Below are 5,660 nucleotides of genomic sequence, written 5' to 3'. Positions count from 1 at the left end.
AACCCCTCCACTCAGCCTGCCGAAGGGGCCAGCACCGCAAGATCAAAAGCTGCAGCCGAGCTAACGCTCATCCTGTTGAGTGGTGAGAAGCCGAAGCGGGTTTACCGGTTGGACTCAATCCCTTGTAGGAGTGAGCCTGCTCGCGATGGCGTCCTGACAGCCGACCAATCTCTGCCGGATGTACTCAATCCCTGTGGGAGCGAGCCTGCTCGCGAAAGCGCCCCCACAGTCACCTCATCCCTATTTACCTGCCCCCGCATTGGCATACAAATAATCCGTCGCCAACGACGCCAATGTCCTCACCCCGACCACCAGCGCCGATTCATCCACAAAGAACCCCGGATTGTGATTCGGCGCAGCCTTGCTCATGTCTTGATCCCGCGGCGTCACGCCGAGAAACACAAACAGTCCCGGCACTTCTTTGGCGAAGAACGAGAAGTCTTCTGCGCCGCCCACCAGCGGTGCATTCACCACATCATCCTTGGCCGCCCACTTCAGCGTCGGCAGCATCTTTTCCGTCAGCGTCGGGTTGTTGATGGTCGGGTCGTATTTTTCGATGATGGTGACATCCGCTTTCGCACCGCCGCTTTCGGCGATTTTTTCCACGGTCTGGCGGACGTCGGCGTGCAGTTTCTGGCGGATGCCGTAGTCATACGAGCGGATGGTGCCGGTCATGTCGACCGATTCGGGGATGATGTTGTAGCGCGTGCCGCCGTTGATGGTGCCGATGCTGACCACTGACGGATAAGAGGAGATGTCGGTGCGGCGGCTGACCACGGTTTGCAGGCCGACGATGGTTTGTGCGCCGACGGTGATCGGGTCGATGCCGTCCCATGGGCGGCCGGCGTGGGTTTGTTTGCCGAGGATTTTGATGCGCAGGTCGTCGGAGCTGGCGAGGGTGGCGCCGGGGCGGTAGGCGATCTGGCCGGCGGGGACGCCGGCCCAGACGTGCAGGCCGAAAACGGCGTCGGGTTTCGGTGATTTCATCACGCCTTCCTCGATCATCATTTTTGCGCCCCAGGTATTTTTGCCGTCGGGGATGAAGTCGCTCGGGCCTTCTTCGGCGGGCTGGAAGTAGAACACCACGGTGCCGGGCAGGGTGTCGCGCATGCCCGTCAGAATTTTCGCCGTGCTCAGCAGGATCGCGGTGTGCGCATCGTGGCCGCAGGCGTGCATGACGTCGACTTCTTTGTCGAGGTAGGTGCCCTTGGCTTTTGAGGCGAACGGCAGGTCGGAGACTTCCTTGACCGGCAGCGCGTCCATGTCGGCGCGCAGGGCCACGGTCGGGCCGGGCAGGGCGCCTTTGAGGACGGCGACTACACCGGTGCGAGCGACGCCGGTTTTGACGTCCAGGCCCAGGGCTTTGAGTTGTTTGGCGACCAGTTCGGCGGTGCGTTTTTCCGTGTTGCCGAGTTCCGGGTGAGCGTGGATGTCGCGGCGGGTTTCCAGCAGTTCCGGCTCGAGCTTTTGCGCTTGTTCGGCGATTTGCGTGCGGGTGCTTTCCAGCGTGGCGGCGCCGGCTTGGCTGGCGAACAGGGTGAGTAGAACGGCTTGGGCAATGCGCGTCAGTTGCATCGGGTTCTCCTTGATTATTGTTGTTCGGGCTTCCTTGCCTGTGACTGCAACCGCGCGCGTGAGTGCTATTCCTTCGGCTGACCGCCACCGGCAGTGATCACTTGTACGCTCATGCGCGGCGTCGCCAGATCGAGTCCGGCTTCGTCGAGATGACGTTTGAGCGACAGGTTGAAGGCGCGGGAAACTTCCCATTGTTTGATCGGCGCAGTCTTGAACCGCGCGCGCAGAATCGCGCTGCCGGACTCGAAACTTTCGACGCCCTGAATCTCCAGCGGCGACCAGATGTTGCGCCGCTGCAGCGGATCGGTACGCATCTTCTGACCGACTTCGCGCATCAGTTTGATCGCGTCGTCGATTTCCATGTTGTACGGCACCGCCACACGGAAGATCGCGTAGCCGAACTCACGGGAGTAGTTCTTGATGCTTTTGATTTCGCTGAACGGGATCGTGTGGACGATGCCGTCGATGTCGCGCAAGCGTACTGTGCGGATGGTCAAACCTTCGACGGTGCCGAGGTGCCCGCCGACATCCACGTAATCGTCTATGGCCAGCGAGTCTTCGATGATGATGAACAGACCGGTGATCAAATCCGCGACCAGCGATTGCGCACCGAAACCGATGGCCAGACCGATCACACCGGCACCGGCGAGCAGTGGCGTGACGTTCATGCCCATGTTCGCCAGCGCGACGATCAGCGCAATGATGAAAATCGCCACGAACAGCACGTTGCGGATCAGCGGCATCATCGTTTGCGCACGGGCATTCGCCAGGCCTTTGCGCGAGCGGGTGAGGGCGTGGTGCACGGCGGTGTCGGCGAGGATCCAGATCAGCCAGGAGAAAATCAGCGTGCCGATCAGGCTGAACAGTTTGACGCTGACGTCGTGCCCTTCGCCCTCGGCGAAACCGATCAGCGACTGGCCCCACACGCGCAGGCCGAGTTCGATAAAGACCAGCCAGACCAGCAGATGGGCGAGGGTGTAGAAGAAACTTTTCAAGCGTTCGGAGTAGAGCGCATGACGTTTCGGCCCGCGTTGCGGTTTGAGTGAGTGGCGGCGCACGAGGCCATTGATGACCATGCACATCACCAGCAGCACGGTGCAGATCAGTGACTGGCGCAAGGCTGTGCTGGTGTCGCCGGCGGAAACGAAGGTGGCGAACAGCGAGATGCCGACCAGCACCAGCGCTGGCACGTACCAGAAGGTGCCGAGGATTTCGATGGTGTCGCTGAGGGCGCGGCGGGTCAGGCGTCGTGACAGCGGCTGGTTGCGGATCAAGTGCGCGATCGGTCGGCGGAAACGCAGGATAAACAGACCGGTGGACAGCGCCGCAAGGACATTGGCGATGGTCGCGGCGGTGTGCGCCAGATGCACGCCCAGGCTTTCGATCAGACGTGGATCGTTCAGCGCCTCACCGAACGCGGCGAAGCTGCCGATCAGCCATAGCGGCCGAAACGCCTGATGACGCAGGATGTACAGCGCGCGATGGCGATGCGGGCCGTCGAGCAGGGAAAACGCGATCACGCAGATCGCTGAGAAACAGGTGCCGACCACCAGCGCATAGGCCAGCACCATCGCCAGACTTTTACCCAGTGACGACGGCAATGCATAGCTCATGTAGACGGTCATCACCAACGCGATCAGCCACGGCCCGAGCTTGCGCAAAGCGAAGCGCAGCATGTCGAGGGCTTTGGGATGTTGCGGCAATTCTTCGGTGAGGCCGAAGCGCATGCGCACCCGATGCCCGAGCCAGATCAGCGCGGCGGCGAGCAGGCTCCACACTGCGAGGATCATGGCGAAGCCGAAGATGATCGGCAGCCACTCGTTGGCCGGCAGCATCATCGCGCTCAGTTCGTCCTTGGCCAGGTCGAACTCGTTGCCCCAGCGGTTGAGCGGGCTGTCGGCGCCGGTAAATTGTTTTTCGAAGTTGGACAGGGTGCCGCCGATCAAGCCGAGCACGCCTTCTTCAGGGCTGGCTTGAGCCTTTTTGGTGGCGTCGCGCAGCTTCTTCAGATCGGTCAGCAACTGTGCGCGTTGCTTGTCGTTTTCCAGCGATTTGATGACTTCGTCGAGGGACTGGCCGAGCGGTTCCTGCGCTTCTGGCTGGGCCTTGTTGGTGTTGAGCAGGCCCGGCAGACCGACCGCGTGAGCGGGGGCCAACGGCAGCAGCGTCATCAGGCAGACGAGGAACAGGCTGGGCAGAGCAAAAAGACGAGCGAACACTAGGCGGTCAACCTCGCAAGGGGCGGATTCGCTGGAGTGTACGAGGCCCACTAAAGCAATGCGAGCCGGGCGCGGATTTTATTCGTTGAGTTTGGCGAGGATCTTGTAGACCACGGTGGCAAGGATCATCAGCATGCCGACCCACATGGCGAACACACCGGCGTTCTTGTCACGGAAGTTGAAGCCGATCGCTAGCAGGATCATTCCGCACAGGATGGGAATGAGCATGGCGTGGAATGAAGACATCGAGATCATGGAGACTGCCTTGTCGAAATGAATGATGTAAGTCTAGGTCGGTTTCTGCCGACCGGTATTGATCTGAGTAGGAGCTGCCGAAGGCTGCGATCTTTTGACCTTGAAAACAAAATCAAAAGATCGCAGCCTTCGGCAACTCCTACAGGGAACAAGTGGTCCGGAATGGTTACGGCAACTCGCGGCAGGCGTAGAACGCGCTGAGCACTTTAACCAGGTGCGCCAGGTCGTGGCTGCCGCACAGTTCGCGGATCGAGTGCATGGCGAAGGTCGGCAGGCCGATATCGACAGTACGCACACCGAGGTGGCTGGCGGTGATCGGGCCGATGGTCGAGCCACAACCCATGTCGCTGCGCACCACGAAGCTTTGCACCGGGACTTCTTCGGCCATGCACAGATGACGGAAGAAACCGGCGGTTTCGCTGTTGGTGGCGTAGCGCTGGTTGCTGTTGACCTTGATCACCGGGCCGGCGTTGAGTTTCGGGCCGTGGTTGGCGTCGTGCTTTTCCGCGTAGTTGGGGTGCACGCCGTGGGCGTTGTCGGCCGAGACCAGCAGGGATTTCTGGATGGTGCGGACGAATTCGTCACCTTCCGGCAGCAGGCGGCGCAGGGTCTGTTCGAGCATCGGGCCATCAGCACCGCAGGCCGAGCAGGAGCCGACTTCTTCGTGGTCGTTGCACACCAATACGCAGGTTTCGTCAGTTTCGGCGGTAAGCAATGCTTGCAGACCGGCATAGCACGACAACAGGTTGTCGAGGCGCGCGCCGGCAATGAAGTCGCCATTCAGGCCGATGACTGCAGCACTTTGCGTGTCGTAGAAACTCAGCTCGTAATCGAGCACGACGTCGGCGTTCAAGCCGTGTTCGCGGGCCAGTTGATCGGTGAGCACAGCGCGGAAGTCGACTCGCTCGTCACCGGCAAACTGCGCGAGGATCGGCGGTAGTTCGGTCTGCGCGTTGATCGCCCAGCCCTGATTGGCTTCACGGTTGAGGTGAATGGCCAGGTTCGGAATGATCGCGATGGGGGCCTTGAAGTCGATCAACTGGCTCTCGACTTTGCCGTCGCGGCGGAAGGTCACGCGGCCGGCCAGCGACAGATCGCGGTCGAACCACGGCGCCAGCAGCGCGCCGCCGTAGACTTCAACGCCCAGTTGCCAGAAGCCCTGACGCTGCAGCTCCGGTTGCGGCTTGACCCGTAGGCAAGGGCTGTCGGTGTGCGCGCCGACCAGGCGGATGCCGCCGTGCAGTGGCGAAGTGCGGCCCATTTTGATCGCGACGATCGAAGAGTCGTTACGGGTGACGTAATAACGGCCGTTAGGCTCGGTGGTCCATGGCTCACGCTCGTCGAGGCGCACGAAACCGGCAGCCTCCAGACGCTGCACCAGACTGGCGGTGGCGTGGAACGGGGTAGGGGAGGCCTTGAGAAAGTCGATCAGGCCTTGGTTCAACTCTTCGCGCATAAGAAACTCCAGACAGCAGTGGGCGGGAGTTTAACGCATCGGCTCGTTGCTTGGGACCAGACATGTGGTCGATGCTGAGTACGCATATCTGTAGGAGCTGCCGAAGGCTGCGATCTTTTGATCTTATGAACAGCAAGATCAAAAGATCGCAGCCT

At 61.0% G+C, this 5,660-nt stretch carries 4 protein-coding genes; all 4 read right to left on the bottom strand.

The genetic code is table 11. The features are described from left to right. Positions 1-240 precede the first annotated feature (240 nt). Complete coding sequence (locus tag PMI23_RS24845) at positions 241-1,575, bottom strand: amidohydrolase (RefSeq protein WP_007919194.1); 1,335 nt, start codon at positions 1,573-1,575, stop codon at positions 241-243. Between the two features lie 65 nt (positions 1,576-1,640). Then, positions 1,641-3,794: a mechanosensitive ion channel domain-containing protein gene (locus PMI23_RS24840; protein ID WP_007919196.1), complete on the bottom strand. Its 2,154-nt coding sequence runs from the start codon at positions 3,792-3,794 to the stop codon at positions 1,641-1,643. Positions 3,795-3,872: 78 nt separating this feature from the next. Beyond that, positions 3,873-4,049: a hypothetical protein gene (locus tag PMI23_RS29910; RefSeq protein ID WP_007919198.1), complete on the bottom strand. Its 177-nt coding sequence runs from the start codon at positions 4,047-4,049 to the stop codon at positions 3,873-3,875. A gap of 166 nt (positions 4,050-4,215) precedes the next feature. Continuing rightward, the gene (locus tag PMI23_RS24835; protein WP_007919200.1) at positions 4,216-5,505 is read right to left on the bottom strand and encodes a M18 family aminopeptidase; all 1,290 of its coding nucleotides are present in this window, start codon (positions 5,503-5,505) and stop codon (positions 4,216-4,218) included. Positions 5,506-5,660: the final 155 nt, after the last annotated feature.

Source organism: Pseudomonas sp. GM24, from assembly GCF_000282235.1.
In the GTDB taxonomy this organism is placed as follows: Bacteria; Pseudomonadota; Gammaproteobacteria; order Pseudomonadales; family Pseudomonadaceae; genus Aquipseudomonas.
The sequence above is the reverse complement of the archived record's forward strand: the minus strand, read 5'-3'. Positions and strand labels throughout refer to the sequence as shown.

Bases quoted from the DNA above. Each gene is read 5' to 3' on its own strand.
- PMI23_RS24845 (WP_007919194.1), bottom strand. From the start codon at position 1,575: ATGCAACTGACGCGCATTGCCCAAGCCGTTCTACTCACCCTGTTCGCC.
- PMI23_RS29910 (WP_007919198.1), bottom strand. From the start codon at position 4,049: ATGATCTCGATGTCTTCATTCCACGCCATGCTCATTCCCATCCTGTGC.
- PMI23_RS24835 (WP_007919200.1), bottom strand. From the start codon at position 5,505: ATGCGCGAAGAGTTGAACCAAGGCCTGATCGACTTTCTCAAGGCCTCC.